At 46.5% G+C, this 16,339-nt stretch carries 18 protein-coding genes and 1 tRNA gene; 10 read left to right on the plus strand and 9 right to left on the minus strand.

The window, feature by feature from the left end; translation table 11 throughout:
• Positions 1-32: 32 nt before the first annotated feature.
• From recJ to AS158_RS02595, 10 genes are all read left to right on the plus strand, one after another.
• A complete protein-coding gene (recJ, locus tag AS158_RS02550; RefSeq protein ID WP_165304436.1) occupies positions 33-2,900 on the plus strand; it encodes a single-stranded-DNA-specific exonuclease RecJ in 2,868 nt (955 codons plus the stop codon).
• Positions 2,861-3,517: a RuvX/YqgF family protein gene (locus tag AS158_RS02555; protein ID WP_241241234.1), complete on the plus strand. Its 657-nt coding sequence runs from the start codon at positions 2,861-2,863 to the stop codon at positions 3,515-3,517. Before recJ ends, AS158_RS02555 begins: the two co-directional genes overlap by 40 nt.
• Positions 3,508-3,583 (plus strand) — tRNA-Arg (locus AS158_RS02560). The genes AS158_RS02555 and AS158_RS02560 overlap by 10 nt, the downstream gene beginning before the upstream one ends.
• A gap of 67 nt (positions 3,584-3,650) precedes the next feature.
• Positions 3,651-4,661 (plus strand): rod shape-determining protein, encoded by a 1,011-nt coding sequence (locus tag AS158_RS02565; protein WP_004081933.1) that lies wholly within the window; start codon positions 3,651-3,653, stop codon positions 4,659-4,661.
• Positions 4,662-4,665: 4 nt separating this feature from the next.
• Positions 4,666-5,415, plus strand: coding sequence for a flagellar basal-body rod protein FlgF (flgF, locus tag AS158_RS02570; RefSeq protein ID WP_038052590.1), 750 nt, complete (start codon positions 4,666-4,668; stop codon positions 5,413-5,415).
• A gap of 17 nt (positions 5,416-5,432) precedes the next feature.
• A complete protein-coding gene (gene flgG / locus AS158_RS02575; protein WP_038052587.1) occupies positions 5,433-6,218 on the plus strand; it encodes a flagellar basal-body rod protein FlgG in 786 nt (261 codons plus the stop codon).
• Between the two features lie 6 nt (positions 6,219-6,224).
• Positions 6,225-7,085, plus strand: coding sequence for a flagellar basal body P-ring formation chaperone FlgA (gene flgA, locus AS158_RS02580; protein ID WP_165304437.1), 861 nt, complete (start codon positions 6,225-6,227; stop codon positions 7,083-7,085).
• Entirely contained in the window at positions 7,082-7,681 is a 600-nt protein-coding gene (locus tag AS158_RS02585; protein ID WP_038052581.1) for a flagellar basal body L-ring protein FlgH, read from the plus strand. Before flgA ends, AS158_RS02585 begins: the two co-directional genes overlap by 4 nt.
• A 10-nt stretch (positions 7,682-7,691) precedes the next feature.
• Positions 7,692-8,687 (plus strand): flagellar basal body P-ring protein FlgI, encoded by a 996-nt coding sequence (locus tag AS158_RS02590; protein ID WP_038052577.1) that lies wholly within the window; start codon positions 7,692-7,694, stop codon positions 8,685-8,687.
• Between the two features lie 10 nt (positions 8,688-8,697).
• A complete protein-coding gene (locus AS158_RS02595; protein ID WP_038052574.1) occupies positions 8,698-8,967 on the plus strand; it encodes a rod-binding protein in 270 nt (89 codons plus the stop codon).
• On the opposite strand, the gene AS158_RS02600 is transcribed toward AS158_RS02595, so the two are convergent.
• The 9 genes from AS158_RS02600 to AS158_RS02640 all read right to left on the minus strand — a co-directional run bounded on the left by AS158_RS02600 (position 8,955) and on the right by AS158_RS02640 (position 16,337).
• The gene (locus tag AS158_RS02600) at positions 8,955-10,280 is read right to left on the minus strand and encodes a radical SAM protein (protein ID WP_165304438.1); all 1,326 of its coding nucleotides are present in this window, start codon (positions 10,278-10,280) and stop codon (positions 8,955-8,957) included. The two genes, AS158_RS02595 and AS158_RS02600, sit on opposite strands and share 13 nt — an antisense overlap.
• A 57-nt stretch (positions 10,281-10,337) precedes the next feature.
• Entirely contained in the window at positions 10,338-10,922 is a 585-nt protein-coding gene (locus AS158_RS02605) for a DUF981 family protein (protein WP_008194737.1), read from the minus strand.
• A 12-nt stretch (positions 10,923-10,934) separates the two neighbouring features.
• Positions 10,935-11,834 carry a polyprenyl synthetase family protein gene (locus tag AS158_RS02610; RefSeq protein ID WP_165304439.1) on the minus strand — a complete coding sequence of 300 codons (900 nt, stop codon included), beginning with the start codon at positions 11,832-11,834 and terminating at the stop codon, positions 10,935-10,937.
• The gene (locus AS158_RS02615; protein WP_008194733.1) at positions 11,800-12,141 is read right to left on the minus strand and encodes a hypothetical protein; all 342 of its coding nucleotides are present in this window, start codon (positions 12,139-12,141) and stop codon (positions 11,800-11,802) included. The genes AS158_RS02610 and AS158_RS02615 overlap by 35 nt, the downstream gene beginning before the upstream one ends.
• 9 nt (positions 12,142-12,150) lie before the next feature.
• A complete protein-coding gene (locus tag AS158_RS02620; RefSeq protein WP_008194730.1) occupies positions 12,151-12,429 on the minus strand; it encodes a ferredoxin family protein in 279 nt (92 codons plus the stop codon).
• A 6-nt stretch (positions 12,430-12,435) separates the two neighbouring features.
• Positions 12,436-13,752 carry an NAD(P)/FAD-dependent oxidoreductase gene (locus tag AS158_RS02625; protein WP_008194728.1) on the minus strand — a complete coding sequence of 439 codons (1,317 nt, stop codon included), beginning with the start codon at positions 13,750-13,752 and terminating at the stop codon, positions 12,436-12,438.
• On the minus strand, positions 13,749-14,765 hold the full coding sequence (locus tag AS158_RS02630) for an electron transfer flavoprotein subunit alpha/FixB family protein (RefSeq protein WP_004081904.1): 1,017 nt from the start codon (positions 14,763-14,765) through the stop codon (positions 13,749-13,751). The genes AS158_RS02625 and AS158_RS02630 overlap by 4 nt, the downstream gene beginning before the upstream one ends.
• Positions 14,758-15,615 (minus strand): electron transfer flavoprotein subunit beta/FixA family protein, encoded by an 858-nt coding sequence (locus tag AS158_RS02635; protein ID WP_008194723.1) that lies wholly within the window; start codon positions 15,613-15,615, stop codon positions 14,758-14,760. Before AS158_RS02635 ends, AS158_RS02630 begins: the two co-directional genes overlap by 8 nt.
• A 101-nt stretch (positions 15,616-15,716) precedes the next feature.
• Entirely contained in the window at positions 15,717-16,337 is a 621-nt protein-coding gene (locus AS158_RS02640; RefSeq protein ID WP_165304440.1) for a type II CAAX endopeptidase family protein, read from the minus strand.
• Positions 16,338-16,339: the final 2 nt, after the last annotated feature.

Here is a 16,339-nt window from a genome sequence, read left to right on the forward strand (position 1 = left end):
AAATTATTAAAAAAGAAAAGGAGAAGCGGAGGATGAAAAAGTGGGAACTTTCACAGCCTGATGAAAAGGCTGTGTCAGAGATTTCTCAGCATTTTGGTCTCAATGAAATTGCATCGAGAATACTCGTAAACAGAGGCTTCACCACCAGGGAAGCGGTAGAGGCTTTTTTGTTCGTCAATGAATCCCACCAGCACGATCCCTTCCTCTTCAACGATATGGAGAAAGCGGTTGAAACCCTGCTTGAAGCCCGTTCCAGAGATGAGCTTGTTCTGATCCACGGAGACTACGATGTGGATGGTATAACTTCCACCGTTATGTTGAAGGAATTCCTCGAGGAGAACGGCTGGCGTGTTGATGTTTATATTCCCCACCGTATCGAAGAAGGATACGGTATCCAGCCAGAAAACATCTCGACCTTTAAAGAAAACAACGTCTCCTGTCTTGTAACGGTTGACTGCGGAATAACCGCGCTGGATTCAGTTGCTCTCGCGAAAAAATTCGGAATGAAAGTGATCGTCACGGACCACCACGAGGTGAACGGCGATCTTCCCCCCGCCGATGCCATTGTGAACCCAAAAGTACCTGGAGAGAACTACCCATTCAGAGATCTTGCGGGTGTCGGTGTAACTTACAAACTCGTCCAGGCTCTCTCTGAAGCGACCCATTATCCCCATCCCGAGAGATTTTTGGAGCTGGTAGCTCTTGGAACGGTCGCCGATATGGTCACCCTCCTCGACGAAAACAGATACTTCGTGAAAAAGGGAATAGAGTTACTTGCGAACACAAAACGTGTGGGTTTAAAGAGACTTCTGGAAAGACTCGGACTGAGAAATCTCACATCGCACGATATCAGCTATAAGATAGCCCCCCGTCTCAACGCAGCGGGCCGCATGGGAAGTGCCAATGACGCCTTCAATTTACTGATAATGAACGATCCAGCAAAAGCAGACAATGTTGTGGATAGATTGATGGAGCTGAACAGTATCAGAAGGAAAACAGAATGGGCGATATACAAAGAAGCAATTGAAATAATCGAGACAAACGACCTGTGGAAAGATCCCGTCATAGTCGTTGCGAAAGAAAACTGGCACGTGGGAGTCATCGGCATAGTCGCTGCCAAACTGGCAAATCGTTATGAAAAACCCGTTGCAGTCGTCTCTCTGGACGAAAAGATAGCGAAAGGTTCCATAAGGAGCTACAATGGTTATGACATAATGAACATTTTCAACGAAGATATTCTCAAAATATTCGAGGAAATAGGGGGTCATTCCTCGGCGGTTGGATTTTCCCTGAAAAGAGATCAACTGGAAACGTTCAGAGAATACATCAGAAACATTTCTTTGGAAGAGCGAGAGGAGAAGGTGATCGTTGATGCTGAGGTCAGAATGGAAGACATAGATGATCGCTTCATTGAAGACATTAAAAACCTCATGCCCTTCGGTCAGGGAAATCCGGAACCCGTTCTTCTTTTCAAAGACGTTCTGGTAGAAAAGATCCATTTCTTTGGAGAAGACGGCAGCAACGTGTTCCTCCACCTGAAAAACGGCGAGAAGAACCTGGAAGTGGTGGGATACAATTTCAAGAATCTTTCAAGTTCTCTCTCTGCATTACCAGTAACTCCCACCAGAGGAGACGTTGTGGTGAATCTGCGTCCTATGGGAAATGGAATTTCCTACTATCTCGTCTCGTTGGATGTGAAACCTGTTCTCTCTGTGAAAAATAGAGAAGTGAGCCATATACTGAGTAGATCTAAGGAAGAAAAAACACTGATAAAAGTACCTTACCCATCAAAAACAAAGCTTCTACTGTCCATGAGGGAAGAGCTTCAAGGAAGACTGGCGATCGTTTCTCTAACAAATGCCGCTACTCAGAACGTTCTGGGATGTCTTTCGAGGTACTACACCTCCAAAAACCTGGGATTCGTAAATTCCACCTTTTCCAAGGAAAAAGGAAGCGATATTGTTCTCTTCACCCTCGTGGGTTTTCTGAAGAAAAACTACCTGGACGAGTTCGATATTTTCGTGGTGAACGAATTCCAAGATTTTCTGGCGTATCGTGATAACGAACTGGTCAAGAACTTTCTGAACATAGTCGACAAACACCCCGGAAAATTCATCTTTGTTGCTTCGATGGAACACCTCGAGCTGGAAGAATTCCTAAAAAAGGAAAAATACAATGTTGTTGAGTTGAAAACTGGTGAATCCGAAGAATTTCTGTTTTCAGACCAGAGAAATTCTTTCAGCATCGATTCTCTCATAGATGCTCCCAGTTTCTCGGTGGTTGTCTCGGAGAAAAAACTCATACCAGATCTTTATCGGAAAATCGGTAAAGACACAATCGTTTATTACGCGAACATGGATATGGAAAAGAGAATAAAAGTGATTGGATTGATAGAGAGTGGATCCGCTCGAAAGGCGATCATCACAAGCAACACCGATGGGCTTCCGACACACATAAAGGGTGACATCTTCTTTTACGACTTCCCACTCAGCATTTACGAAATAGTAGATCTCCTGAGAAGAAAATCGGTGGTTAATCTTTGCTATTCTTCCTCCGACATCGAAAAACGTCGATACGAGCTCAACAAACTCTTTCCAGATCGTGAAAAGCTAAAAGAAATAGCGATCACAGCGATGAACCTGAAAGACAAAGAAAAACTGGAGAAAATTTTGGAGAGCGAGTACGAGCTGAACAGTACCACTCTGAGAAAGATTTATTTGGACCTTCTGGAAGAATTCGGATTCGACTTCGATAAATGGAGCTTCTCGAAAGATGAAAGAGTACCCTGGAGGTTACTCGAGAGGGAACTCGAAATAGCCCAGTTCGAAGAGACAGTTTCTGTTCTCTCAAAGGATCTGAAGTGGATATTCAATTTCTTCAAGAATACGGTGATAAAGTGATAGTCGCTGTGGATTACGGAGAAAAGAAATGTGGAGTTGCCTTTGGAGAAATTCTTCCTCAAAAAAGTCTTGTAATACCCACAAAGAACCTGAATGGGTTCATCAAAAAGTTGAAACCTGATAGAATAATCTTTGGATTGCCTCTCTCGATGAGTGGAAGATACACCCAGCAAACGTTCAAAACGGTTGCGGTTGCTTTCAAATTTTCAAAAGAGTACGAAACATATCTCTGCGACGAAAGACTCACCACGAAAATAGGAGAAAGAATCTCGAAGAGAGATGACGCTGTGAGCGCTGCTTTGATTTTTCAGTCTTTCTCCGAGAATCCCTCTGCATGTGAAAAAATCACAGACCCAAGAAGAAAAGTCGATCTGACTCTGGAAAAAACCGATGGAGAGGTTCTTCTGTACGAGTTCCCGGATCCTTCTTTGGACATCGAAGCGAGAGAAGTTGACGTGGTCACCAAAAACCCGGTTCTTGCCTATTTCTACAGTAAAAAAGGATATTTCGTTGAAAGAGAACTCCGAGAAAAGAAGTACGACCTGATCGTTTCTGGAAGAAACTGCTCAGAGTTGAAGAAATACCTGAAAGAAAACGGTAGGCTGGTGTGCCTGTAGCTCAACGGATAGAGCGCTGGACTCCGGATCCAGAGGTTGCGGGTTCGAGTCCCGCCAGGCACACCAGATTTTTTTTAATTTCTTAGGAAAATCACATTTTGAAGAAGAAATATCATGACGAGGAGGTTTTAAAATGCCAAGAGGCGACATCGGAATAGATCTTGGAACAGCATCCATAATCGTTTACAAAAGAGGAGAAGGAATAGTCCTGCACGAACCTTCTGTCGTTGCAATTTCAGAAAAGACAGGAGAAATCGTTGCCATAGGAGAAGAAGCGAAAAAGATGCTCGGTAAAACTCCAGAAGGTCTCAAAGCTATAAGACCTATGAAAGATGGTGTGATAGCAGATTACAGAATGATCGAAGCAATAATAAGAAACTTTTTGAAGAAAATCATAGGAAGGTTCAGCTTCGTGAAACCTTCCCTCATCATAGGTGTCCCCACGAAAATAACAGAGGTGGAAAAAAGAGCGGTGTTCGAAGCCGGTTTGAACGCAGGTGCCAGGAGGGTTCACATCGTTTCCGAGCCGATCGCAGCCGCGATAGGTGCCGGAATAGATGTGATGGCTTCAGAGGGAAACATGGTGGTGGATATCGGTGGAGGAACCACGGACATAGCGGTCATCAGTCTCGGAGGAACAGTGGTGGGAGAGTCCGTGAGAATGGCCGGAGACGCAATGGACGAAGCCATCGTGAAGTTCATAAGGAAAAAATACGGTCTCATCATCGGAGAATCCACCGCTGAAGAGATCAAGAAAAGAATTGGGAAAACACATCCAGCTTTCGAAAATTACGAAATAGAAATAAAAGGAAGAGACGTGGTGACAGGTCTTCCAAGAACGGACCGTGTGAGTTCAGAAGACGTGAGAGAAGCAATAGAGCCCATTATCTTTGCACTTCTTACAAAACTCAAGAACGTCTTGGAAAGAACACCTCCAGAACTCTCTGCTGACATCATAAACAACGGTATTCGTCTGACCGGCGGTGGCGCACTGCTCAGAGGGCTGGACAGAACCATATACGATGAGATACACGTGAAGACGATCGTGGCAGACGATCCCATAACCTGTGTCGCGAGGGGAACGGGGATTCTCCTGGAAGATGAGAAGCTATTGAAAACCGTGTGTGAAACCTATTCGAGGTGATGCTATGACGAGGGGCATATACAACGCTGCGATGGGAATGCTTGTGGATATGGCCAAACTCGACAGAATCGCCAACGATCTGGCAAACGTTGACACTGCCGGCTACAAACAGGACCGGGAAGCCTTCAGGTCCTACCTGAGACGAGAGGTGTTCAGGCAGGAGCCAGACCCGGTGGAGAGCAGAACGAAAAAAGTACCAATTGGCCCTCTGGAGTACGCTACTGTCCTCGACGAGGTCAGAACAGATCTCTCTCAGGGTCCTGTTGAAAAAACAGACGTTCCTTACCACCTCGCGATAAATGGAGAAGGATTCTTCAGAATAGAATTCAACGGAGAAGAATACTACACAAGAAACGGGGAATTCACCGTGAACAACGAGGGATACATCGTTACGAACTATGGGGGCTACCTCCTCGATGAGAACGGTGAAAGAGTCAGGTTTTTCGATGACTTCACCGTGGACGAAGAGGGCTACGTGAGAGACGCCTATGGAAACATCATCACCAGGATCGGTGTGTACAATCTGGAAAACCCGGAAAAATTCGGGAACACGCTCTTCACAGGTGAAAATCCATCACCTTCGGAGAACTTTAGGATTATGCAGGGATACGTAGAAAAATCAAATGTGGATGCCCTAAAAGCCATGGTGGACATGATCTCAGCGATGAGACATTACGAACTATCGCAGAGGGCTGTGACAGTGAACGACGAACTGAACGGAAAGCTCATTAACTCACTCGCCAGTCTGAAATGAACCGGAGGTGTTGAAAGATGATGATATCGCTTTACTCCGCGGCAACGGGAATGTCAGCACAGCAGTTCAAACTCGATACCATAGCGAACAATCTCGCCAACGTGGACACAACAGGCTACAAAAAAGTGAGGGCAGAGTTCCAGGACCTTCTCTATCAGTATGTGAAGAACGCCGGAACTCCAACCGCCGCGACGTCATCACTTCCAACAGGACTCTACGTGGGCCACGGTGTGAGAACGGCAGCGACAACGCGTATTTTCACATTGGGTAATTTCGAGCAAACGGGAAACGCGCTCGATCTTGCGATAGCTGGAGACGGATTCTTCCAGATCCAGCTTCAGGATGGTAGAATCGCCTACACAAGAGACGGAAGCTTCAAGATTGACAGCGAAGGAAGAATGGTCACTTCCAACGGACTTCTTCTGGTACCGGAGATCACCATACCTGAGAACGCCGTCTCGATAAACGTTTCTCCCGATGGAATCGTCTCTGCCGAACTCCAGGATGGAACGATACAGGAACTTGGAACGATCACCCTTGTGAGATTCGTGAACCCGTCTGGTCTGAAATCCATAGGAGACAACCTTTACATCGCAACTCCGGCTTCTGGAGATCCGATCGAGGGTGTTCCGGGGCAGGACGGTTTCGGTGCTGTAAAGCAGGGTTTTCTGGAGAAGTCCAACGTCGATGTGGTGCGAGAAATGGTGGATATGATCACGGCACAGAGGGCTTACGAATTCAATTCTCGAGTCATTCAGACAGCAGATGAAATGCTCAGAACGGCTACGAACGTGAAGAGATGATGAGTTATGAGGATTCTCCCGGTTTTGATAGCGCTCATCTCCTCCTTCCTCTTCTCTGAAACTCTGACGTTGAAGGAAACACTCCTGGCTTCGCCAGGAGTTCTTTTCTTAGATGACATCACAATCGAAAAGGTAGAATCCGAAAAGAGTCTGATGATCCTTCTACCCGGACTCGAATATCTCGTGACCAGAGAGTTCCTCAGAACAAAATTTCCGGAGTACGATTTCACAGGCCCGGAAAGTGTGAGAATAACTGTGGAAGGACCCAGCAGTCTCAAAAACGCTGTTTTCGAAGAGATAGGAAAGAAAGCGGGAATGGAGGACTTCGAAGCCTTCGTGGTGAAGACCTTTGGAACCCTACCGGAGAAATTCGAACCTCAAACCATCAGAGCAACGAAAATCTCGAAAAATTTCTTCAGCGTCTTTCTGAGATTCCCAGACACGTACGTGACCCTCAACATGTTGCTACGCAAAGAAAGGAATGTGGTGGTTCTGAAGAGAAATATAAATGTGGGTGATGTGATAAAGGAAGAAGACGTGAAACTGGAAAAGCGAAACGTGTTCGAGATCTACGGAGAGCCGTTCTTCGACGTTTCAGAGGTGGTCGGAAAGATATCCAGAAGATACCTGAAAGAAGGAACTGTTTTGACGGCAGACATGGTAAAAGATCCTCCCGACGTGGTGAAAGGCCAGGTGGTTCCAGCTTACGTGGACATGGGTAGCATAAAAGTGACAACGTTCGTTGAGGTTCTGGAAAACGGCTATCTCGGTGAAACGGTGAGGGCAATGAACGTGGAGAGCAAAAAATACGTCTTTGGAAGAGTAGAAAGAGGACCCGTGCTGAGAATCCTGGAGGTGGTAGAGTGAAAAAGATATCGATAGTGCTATTGATCGTTTTCGCAACAAGCATCTTCTCGTTCTCAATATGGAACTCCGCGGGCGAATCCGAGTACAAAAACCTCCTTTCCATACAGAAAGCCTCGAAGGTTGGAGATATCCTCACCATAGTGATCCGAGAAAACAACAACGTGTCTTCAGAGAGGGAAAGTCTTGAGATCCAGAAAACTCTCTTGAACATCTTGGGGAACGTTGTGAACGCAGCCGCAGGTGTCAACCTCAACAACTTCATTCCTATAAACAACAACTCTCCTGAGAGACAGCGCGGTGGAAAGGTGCAGTCTTCAGTTGTGGCGAAGATCTCGGTGGTGGTTGTTGACATCGATCCCTACGGCAACCTTGTGGTGGAAGGAAGAAAGACGATAAAAGTGGACAAGGACTATCAGGAAATCATCGTGAAGGGAAAAGTGAGGCCAGATGACATAGAAATAGGAAACGAAGTGGATTCTACCAAACTCGCGGATTCCGAGATATGGGTGAACGGGAAACTCGTTTTCAGCGAGGAACCTGGAAAAGAGAGTTTCTTCGACAAGATACTCGCGTTCTTAGCAGGACTCTTCACATGAGGTGATGAACATGAAGAAGAGATCGGCTGTTCTGCTTGTCATCGTTTTGACGATCACCTTCTCGTTCTCTGTGACCACAAGAATAAAAGACATAGCGTTCTTCAGAGGTGCCCGTGACAACCAGCTCTTCGGAATAGGTCTCGTCGTGGGACTCAACGGAACAGGAGACTCCGGCAATGTGAACTCTCCTCTTCTTCTCGAAATGATGAAAAAATTCGGTGTTCAGGTCTCGGAAAACGACCTGAAATCCAAAAACACGGCGCTTGTGATGGTCCTTGCAGACATTCCTCCTTTTGCCAAAGAAGGCATGAGAATAGACTGTGTGGTCGCTTCCATAGCCGATGCGAAATCGCTCGCGGGTGGATATCTCCTCCAGACTCCTCTCTACGGTGCCGATGGAAAGGTGTACGCCGTAGCGCAGGGTTCCGTGATCATCGGGGGAGAAGACGTGAAGCTCTCTTCCAATCTTCAAAAGAGGTACAGGGTGGTTGGCTACCTTCCAGAGGGTGCCATTGTGGAAAGGGATATTCCATCCAACATGCTCGATGGAGACAGCGTGACGATCCTTCTGAGACAGCCGGATGTCACCACGGCAGCCAGGGTGGCGAGGGCGATAAACGAGAAGTTCGAGATGGATCTTGCAAAGGCCGTCGATCCATCTGCCATCAAATTGGCCGTTCCCAGCGCGTTCCAAGATGATCTCATCACGTTTCTCTCGCTCGTTGAAGAGATAGAAGTTCAGCCAGACGTTCCGGCAAGAATTGTGGTGAACGAAAGAACAGGCACTGTCCTGTTCGGAGGAGATGTGAAACTCTCTGACTTTGTGATCTCTTACGGAAACTTCACGATAAGTGTGACGGGGGGAAAAATAGGAGACAAGGATGCCACAATCTCCAATCTCGTCAGCGCCCTCAAAGCAGCGGGTGCCACTCCTCAGGACATCATAGCCATTCTGCAGGTGATCTACAAATCAGGATACATCACAGGAGAGCTCATAATCATGTGAGGTGAAAAGCGTGTTCATCTACGGAGTTTCTTCGAATATAAATAATCTGCGGGATGCGAGTGTCGAATTCGTGAGCGATCTCTTCTACAGGATCTTCAAAGAAATGTACGAGTCGATCCCAAAGTACGATCTCGTACCCGAAACGACCGCTGAGAAGTGGTTCAAAGAAATGCTCCTCCAGGAGTACTCGAAACACGCCGCAGAGCAGAGCCCTCTGGCCGACATGGTCATGAAGAGTCTTGGTGGAAAGAAAATCTCCAGCCTTCCTCAGAGAGAGTAGGCTTCTCTATGTGAGAGTAGACGCACAAGGAACGGTATGCCGCGCTTGAACATCAGTTTCGGTGACGTGTAAACGGCATAGTAGGCCTTCATGAAGAGTCTTCTCAGCTCCCTTGGTGAGAAGTTTGGATGCTTGAAGACCAGGTGTGTCCCGTCGAATTTTCTCCAGTCTTTCTCAACGATCAGATGCTTCAGTTTTTCGAAAAGAACGGTGCCGGGATACGGTGTGAGAATAGAAAACTGAACGATGGAAGCTTTCAGTTTTTTGGCGAATTTCACAGTCTTCTCTATGGTTTTCCTCGTGTCTTTTAGAGCTCCTATCACAAAGCTTGCAAACACGTCTATCTTGTACTTCTTCAAAAGTTTCATCACGTCGAAAGCTATATCCGATTTCAAATTCTTTCCGTATTCCTCGAGCACTTCATCGCTCGCACTCTCAAAACCTATGAAAAGCATTCTACAACCCGCTTCCGACATCGCTTCCACCATATCTTCTCGTCCCAAAAGTTCGTCCGCCCTTGAGAACGCCCACCACTTGAAACGAAGATCTTCACTCAACATTTCTTCGCACAGATTCACGACTCTTTTTGGATTTATCGTGAAGTTGTCATCGAAGAAGACTACAGATCCGTATCCCTTCTTTTTCAAGATCTTCAGTTCATCCATCACGTTTTCAATGCTCCTCCACCTGATTCTCCTTCCCATGAACTGAGAAGCACTGCAGAACTCGCAGTTGAAGGGACAGCCCCTTGAAGTGATCAGACTCGTCGCTCTCTCACCCGCGAATTTCGTCCTGTAAAGATGGACTTTCTCCCTGTCGGGGAACGGCAGATCGTCCAGGTTCTCCAAAAATCGAGAAGGCAAAGCTACCACTTCTCCATCCTTCATGTAGGCAACACCGGGTATGAGAGGATATTTTTCATTGCTTGATATGCTTTCTACAAGATCTGAAAAGGCCTTTTCTCCCTCTCCGAGCACGACGTAATCGCAGAGCCCTCTCCGAAGGATCTCATTGTAGTAGGCCGTCGCGTGTGGACCTCCCATCACCACTGTTACGTTCTGTGCTTTAGCTTTCTCTGCGATTCTTTCCACAACAGGGAATCGCACAGTATCGGTTGATATACCCACCACATCGTAATCTCTGAAATTGAACCTTTCCAGATCGAACTTCTCCACGTTCATGTCTATCAGAGTCACACTGTGTCCTTTTCTCTTGAGGAAGGAACTGATGTACATGAGACCGAGGGGAGGATAGACGGCACCGAGTCTGTAGTAGTACCCACCGCTGTAGGGATTTATGAGGAGCACTCTCATGAGAATCACCTCTGTGGGTATTTTAACACAGAAAGAAGGGGCCGAAGCCCCTTCTTTTTATCTCATCGGAATTGGAGTCCACTTTCCGAAACTGCCCTGCGGGTTTATATGTCCTGTGACGGAACCGTACATGGTGATAAACCAGAGAAGAAGTGTCAGGGCAAGGAGCACTACACCAAGGAACCTTATGACCTTGTTTTCTCTGAGTTTCCACACCACAGGACTCAAAACACCCACAAGACCCGCTGCGATGAATCCAAGACCAGAAGTGAACGGATGTCTTGTCATACCGTAACCTATGATGGAACCTCCAACTATGATCGCGTATATTCCCGCAAACAGCGCAAAGATCGTCGTTGGCATGAGATCCCATCCCTTCGCGACAGCTATTGCCGCGGCGAGAAAGACGAAACCGTAAAGAAGGAAAGGTTCTCCGAACGCTATGTTGTGGCTGCCGGGAAGCGGCCAGGTCAAAACCATGTGGAGTCCTGTTGCGATCGCCAGAAGTCCAACCGCCGCAAAAGCTGGAGCAAAAGACTTCGCCTTCTCAGAATCGTTTAGACCCTTGAGAACGAAAGCGATGAGAACACCCAATCCGGCAACAACATCTGCCATGAACACAGTCAAGTAATCAACAAACATATGCACCCCTCCTCATGAAAAGATTTCGATTTTAAAAATTCCATCCACAAAATCTCTCAACCATGAATTCTCTATCATCACATTCTTCACAAGAACCTTCAGAGTCTCTTCACATTCTTTCAGAATCCCTTTTTCTCTCATAAACGACATCAATCCATTCCAATCTCGGTTTTCAAACATCTGTCTGGCTTCTGGAAACTTCTCCATCGCCGTCACCAATGGAAAAGAAGCGACGCCATTTTTGAGATCGAGAAATCCGTCTTTCCCAATCTTTTCCATTCCAGCAAAATCCATGATGTCATCAAACATCTGATAAATGGTTCCAATGGTGACCCCCAGATTGTAAAGATCTTCTCCGAGTTCCCCCTCGAGTAATGCGGGAAGCTGCAGCGCCAGGCCGAAAAGCGCACCGCTCTTTCCCTCAACTATGAGAAGATATTCTTCTTTTGTAATCGGTTTGTATCGACTCAGCTGTTCGATCAGCTCCGCTTCCGACATTCTCCTGATCACATTCAAAAAAGCCCTTCTCAGTCTGTCATTTCCTATCTCTTCAACCGTATAGAACGCGCTGACAAGTACAAGATCCCCCGCTGCTACCGCCGCTTTATCACCGTACATGAAATTTATCGTCTCTTTTCCTCTTCTAAAACGAGCCCCATCGATCACATCGTCGTGAAGAAGTGAAGCAAGGTGAACGAGTTCGAGAGCCGCAAGAGAAGATATCGCATCTTCACTGATCTCTACTCCTCTATTTTTGAAAGAAAGTATCGAAAGTCTCACCCTCAACATCTTTCCGTAGAGCGGAAGATCCTTCATTATCTGTTCGGGGAAGAATCGGGAAAGAATCTGTTCGATGCGTTCTTTGACTTTTTCCAGTTCACAGGAGTTTTGGTTCAGCCTGTTTTTCATCATCTGCTTTGAACACCTCCGGATAGTTGTCGACAAAGCCGTTCTGCTGCATCTCAATTTCAAGGGACTTCTTCAGCTCCATCAGATCCTTTCTCAGCCTGTCTATCTTGGATAAGACCTCTTCTATGAACTTTACGCTGTTTGTCACAACGTTTATGTTCTGATGGCCACAGTGCGGACACGTTGTAACTATGATGGAGTGCAATTTTTGCCGGGGTTCTATCTGATAACTGTTTCCACAGGTGGTACACAGAACCGTTCCTTCAGTTTCCACACAGGGAAGCTTCTTTCTGTCGATCTTCACATACATAAAATCACCTCACCCGAATTTGTAGAGCACACCGTAATTTCCCCTTGGATACTTCCATTCTATGTTTCCAAAGGGGCAGACAATCCTACAGGTACCACACTCGAGGCACCCTTCGAATTTCACTTCCATTCCACTCTCCGTCCACTCGTACACATCCGCAGGACAACAGCTCACACATGGTCGATCGGAACATCTTTCTGCACAGATACTTTCATCTTTTATTTTGAGATGCGGATTTTCCTCATCCGTTCTGTATCTGTTCAAATAGAGTTTATCTTCGATCCTCACAGTACATCACCTCACAGCTCTCCAGAATCTGAGCAGATCAAGGGAGATTCCAATCAAACTTCTCCTGGAAAGCACCATGTCCGCAATCTGTTTTTGAACGTCCCACTTTGGAGTCCCGTCAACCTGCAGAAATCTCTTCAAAGCATCGTTTGCAAGATCCGGATAGATTTCCACGAACTGGTGGTTCTTTTCCATAGTGGGCATGAGATCTTTGTACTTTTCCAGGTCTTTCAATATGAAGGATTCTTTCAATCTGAGGTAGTAATTTTTCAGGGTTTTTTCAGAAAAATCTCCCTTTTCGAAAGCTTCGAGAAGTGTTTCAGCAGCGAGTCTTCCCGATGTGATCGCGTGATTCGAGCCCTCTCTATGTATAGAGTTCACAAGCATTGCCGCATCTCCACAGACCAGAACCCTGTCTCCATAGACCTTTGGCATCGCGTAGTATCCACCTTCAGGTATCAAATGTGCCAGATACTCCATCGTGTTGTTTCTGTATTCTCCCAGCATATCGGAAATGACAGGGTGATTCTTCAAGTTCTCAAGAAGTTGATACGGTTTGATCTTCTTTTTTCTGAGATCTTCAAGGAGAACCCCACAACCCAGAGATACGGAAGATCTGTTGGCGTAAAGGAATCCCATTCCGAACATACCTTCGGACCAGCTTCCAAGAAGTTCTATCGTTGCTCCATCGTTTCCCTCCACACCGAAGACCCTGTTCACCACCTCTTCAGGAACACTGATCACCTCTTTCACAGCAACGGCCACCATGTGTGGTTTCAGATCTTCCTTCCTGAGCCCAGCTTTCATCGTGAGGATGGGATTCACACCCTCCGCGATCACAACCGCCTTGCTGTGTATTTCTCCCTTTGGTCTCGAGGTCACCACGCCTGCTATTTCTCCTTTTTCGTTCCTCAGGAAGTCTTCCACCTTGGTTTTTGGTATGATCAGGGCACCTGCTTTTTCCACCTCCTGGGCAAACCATCTGTCAAAGTTTGCCCTCAAAACAGTGAATGCATTCGGATTTTCTTTCCATTCCACGTTTCTGTGACCGATCTTGATGACACCTTCATTTCCGAGGAGCCAAAGGTTCTGCTCTATAACGTTTCTTTCAAGAGCTTTCGAATTTGCCGTTTTTTCCAGAAAATCTGGCATGATCTCTTTCAGAGGATGTACGTAGAGAACCCCTCCCATCACGTTTTTGGAACCCGGATATTCTCCTTTCTCCACGACCGCAACTTTGAGACCATTCTTGGCAAGAACGTATGCGCAGGACAGACCAGAAGGGCCAGCACCAACGACGACAACGTCGAATTCTATTTTCATTTTTTCACCCCGCTTTTGTTCAGAAGCTCTCTGAGTTTTGCAGTGAGAGCGGGAACTACTTTGTGCAGGTCACCAACGATCCCTATATCGGCTATATCAAATATTGGTGCTTTCTCGTCTATGTTTATGGCCACTATTATTTCTGACTCTTTTATTCCAACCACGTGCTGGATTGCACCGGAAATGCCACACGCGAAGTATAGAACGGGTCTCACTGTTTTTCCGGTCTGGCCAACCTGATGCTCTGGAGAAATCCATCCAGCTTTCACAGCCGCCCTTGAAGCTCCCACTTCTCCTCCAAGGAGATCCGCGAGTTCCTTCAATTTCTTGAAACCTTCCGGTCCCCCAACTCCTTTTCCACCTGCTACCACAACTGGAGCGTACTCGAGGTTCACCTGGGTCTGAAGCGGTATGGTTTCCAGAATCTCGATCAGTTTGTCAAAAGTTCCTAAATCGTACTCCTCTTCTATGATCTCTCCCGTTCTCTCTGGATCCGGCGGAAGCTCTTTCATAACACCCGGTCTCACCGTTGCCATCTGCGGTCTGTGATCCGGACACATGATGGTTGCCATGAGGTTTCCACCAAATGTGGGCCTCGTCATGGCAAGAAGCTTTTTGTCCGGTATTATATCCAGTCCTGTGCAATCGGCAGTCAGACCTGTTTCAAGTTCTGTTGCCACCATTCCGGCGAGCTCTCTTCCCTCGAGAGTTGCACCTATTAAGAATATCTCCGGTCTGTACTTTCTCACCATATCCACGAGGGCTTTCTTGTAGAGATAGTTCACATACGTGTTGAACTCCCTGTTCTTAACATAAAGAACTTTGTCCGCTCCGCGTTGAATCGCTTCTTTTGCCACACTCTCCAGACCTTCTCCCAGCAAAACACCCCATACTTCTGAATTTTCCAGTTTCGAGGCGAGATCTCTTGCCTTTCCAATGAGTTCCCAGGAAACAGGATGAGCTTTTCCACCGTGATGTTCTATGAGAACGAAAATTATCTTTTTCTCACTCATCTTTCTCACCTTCCAACACAGGTTTCAATGCTTCCACGAGTCGAACGGCTTCAAATTTTTTCAAAGCTTCTATGAGTTTCTCCGCTGCCACTTCCGGATCTTCATTTTTTGAAATGATGTCTCCGCCTTTTCTCGCAGGGGGTATGTTTGTGCTCACAACCCTTGTAGGTGATCCAAAGAATCCACATTTTTTTGGATCGAGACCCAAATCTTTGTGAGTCCAGACGATGGGCTCGTACCTGATCGCTCTGATGAGATTGGGCAGATCTGCGTACCTTGGTTTGTTCAGCTCGTCCGTGATTGTGAGGACCGCTGGCAGTTTGAGCCGTATCTTTTCAAATCCCCGGTCCAGTCTTCTGACTATCACCATCTCTTTTTTCTCTGGATCTATTTCTTCTATTCGAACGACGTAGGCACCGAGTGCGTATCCGAATCTTGTAGCAAGACCAGGTCCCACCTGACCGGTGTCTCCATCCACCGCCTGCTTTCCTGTCAAAATGAGATCTATCTTTCCTATTCTTTCTTCGATCTTCTTTATTCCCCAGTAAAGTGTGTATGTCGTGGCGAGCGTATCCGCTCCCGCGAACGCCCTGTCGCTCAAATGGACTGCTTCATCGAGACCGAAGGCAATGGCATCCTTTAGAGCCTCTTTTGCCTGCGGTGGTCCCATAGTGATCACATAAACCGTGGCTCCGAATTTTTCTTTCAATTGTGCGGCAAGTTCGAGTGCCCTTTCATCATCGGGATTTATGATAGACGGGACACCTTCTCTCACAAGGTTGTTCGTTTTTCTGTCGATTCTGACGTTCGTTGTATCGGGAACCTGTTTGATACAGACAACCACATTCATGCTCTTCGCCTCCTCAGATATCTCCTCCAAAGGTCAAATCCCACGAACATGAGAACAGCTGCAGCAACCGGAAACTCGATTATCAGCTTCAGTGCTTTCATTCAAAAACCCCCTTTCAGAGGCAAAACAACGAATATGAGAAGGCTCCACAGCGCATGCGCAAAAGCTGGTGTGCTGACCTTTCCAGTGATCACATAAAGAAGAGAAAGAATTATCCCAAGGACAAACGCCCCCACTATCAAAGCCATATTTCCAGTGAACACGTGGACTACGCTGTAAAGAAGCGAAGAGATCAGTATTGAAGGAACAACGTCCATCCGTTGGAGAAGGAATTCTGTTACAAAACCACGCCATATGATCTCTTCAAAAAAGGCTATGAACACGAGAAGAATGATCACTTTCAATGCATTTTGCCCTTCCGCGAGTCCGTAAACACTGACAACATCCCTGTGAAACGGAGGAATCAAAAGCGAAATCAAATATCCAACGACGAAAAGAAGATAAGCTGCTACAGCGGAGTAGATCGCAAGGGGCGCCTCGTACTTATTTGGCTTTATGTTCCTCTTTCCGCCAAGAAAGATCGAAATCACAGAAAAAATCAGAGTGGTTATGAACATTCTCCACCAGAAATCGAGCACATTCACCTGAAAGACGAAATACCATCCTAAAAAAAGTCCGATCAAAACTGAAAGGAAACTCATCTCAGAGATTCTTTTAACCATCG

This window comes from Thermotoga sp. 38H-to (genome assembly GCF_011057665.1).
Taxonomy (GTDB): Bacteria; Thermotogota; Thermotogae; order Thermotogales; family Thermotogaceae; genus Thermotoga.

Coding starts and splice junctions, on each gene's coding strand:
- recJ (WP_165304436.1), top strand. CDS start 33: ATGAAAAAGTGGGAACTTTCACAGCCTGATGAAAAGGCTGTGTCAGAG.
- AS158_RS02565 (WP_004081933.1), top strand. CDS start 3,651: ATGCCAAGAGGCGACATCGGAATAGATCTTGGAACAGCATCCATAATC.
- flgF (WP_038052590.1), top strand. CDS start 4,666: ATGACGAGGGGCATATACAACGCTGCGATGGGAATGCTTGTGGATATG.
- flgG (WP_038052587.1), top strand. CDS start 5,433: ATGATGATATCGCTTTACTCCGCGGCAACGGGAATGTCAGCACAGCAG.
- flgA (WP_165304437.1), top strand. CDS start 6,225: ATGAGGATTCTCCCGGTTTTGATAGCGCTCATCTCCTCCTTCCTCTTC.
- AS158_RS02590 (WP_038052577.1), top strand. CDS start 7,692: ATGAAGAAGAGATCGGCTGTTCTGCTTGTCATCGTTTTGACGATCACC.
- AS158_RS02600 (WP_165304438.1), bottom strand. CDS start 10,280: ATGAGAGTGCTCCTCATAAATCCCTACAGCGGTGGGTACTACTACAGA.
- AS158_RS02605 (WP_008194737.1), bottom strand. CDS start 10,922: ATGTTTGTTGATTACTTGACTGTGTTCATGGCAGATGTTGTTGCCGGA.
- AS158_RS02610 (WP_165304439.1), bottom strand. CDS start 11,834: ATGATGAAAAACAGGCTGAACCAAAACTCCTGTGAACTGGAAAAAGTC.
- AS158_RS02615 (WP_008194733.1), bottom strand. CDS start 12,141: ATGTATGTGAAGATCGACAGAAAGAAGCTTCCCTGTGTGGAAACTGAA.
- AS158_RS02625 (WP_008194728.1), bottom strand. CDS start 13,752: ATGAAAATAGAATTCGACGTTGTCGTCGTTGGTGCTGGCCCTTCTGGT.
- AS158_RS02630 (WP_004081904.1), bottom strand. CDS start 14,765: ATGAGTGAGAAAAAGATAATTTTCGTTCTCATAGAACATCACGGTGGA.
- AS158_RS02635 (WP_008194723.1), bottom strand. CDS start 15,615: ATGAATGTGGTTGTCTGTATCAAACAGGTTCCCGATACAACGAACGTC.
- AS158_RS02640 (WP_165304440.1), bottom strand. CDS start 16,337: ATGGTTAAAAGAATCTCTGAGATGAGTTTCCTTTCAGTTTTGATCGGA.